The 638-nt window shown below is 39.2% G+C and carries 1 protein-coding gene; it reads left to right on the top strand.

Annotated elements, in window-relative coordinates:
• Nucleotides 1–30: 30 nt before the first annotated feature.
• Nucleotides 31–638, top strand: a 608-nt coding sequence (locus tag ACFIO3_RS15870; RefSeq protein ID WP_375704767.1) for an HAD family hydrolase, incomplete at its 3' end; no start/stop codon positions are given.

The raw sequence follows: 638 nt of genomic DNA, 5'->3' as shown, positions 1-638 counted from the left end.
TTCATCTCGTAACATGTAAAGGAATATTTTATGCCTCAAATAGATCTTATTATTTTTGATTGTGACGGAGTTCTCGTCGACTCTGAATATCTTGCAGCAAAAATTGGATCTCAATTGCTCAAACAAACAGGATATGAAATCTCACCCGAAGAATTGAGTGAACGTTTTGCAGGGCTTATCTTTCGTGATATTCTTAAACAAGTTGAACAGGAAACAGAAAAACCAATTTCTGCTCATCTCATAGATCAGATGTCAAATATTTTTCGTACACAAATAAAAACTGAATTACGTGCTCTTGATGATGTAAGAGAAGCAGTAGAACTTATTCAAACACGTCATCCCTACTGTATCTGCTCTAATGCAAAAAGCGTAGATATAAAAGAGATGCTCACTACGGTTGATCTCTATGACCTTTTTGGAGGTAAAATATTTTCAGCACCTGAAGTTGGAACAAAAAGAACGAAACCGGCCCCTGATGTCTTCCTTTTTGCCGCACAACAATTACAGGCAGAGCCCCAAAACACTATCGTTATAGAAGATTCACTTCATGGTGTACATGCGGCCAAAGCAGCAGGCATGCGTGTCATCGGCTTTACGGGAGGATCACATAGCTATCTTGGCCACTCTAATGCACTTGC

The organism is Bartonella sp. AD328YNZD (genome assembly GCF_042196425.1).
This window is presented reverse-complemented; position numbering and strand designations above follow the sequence as displayed.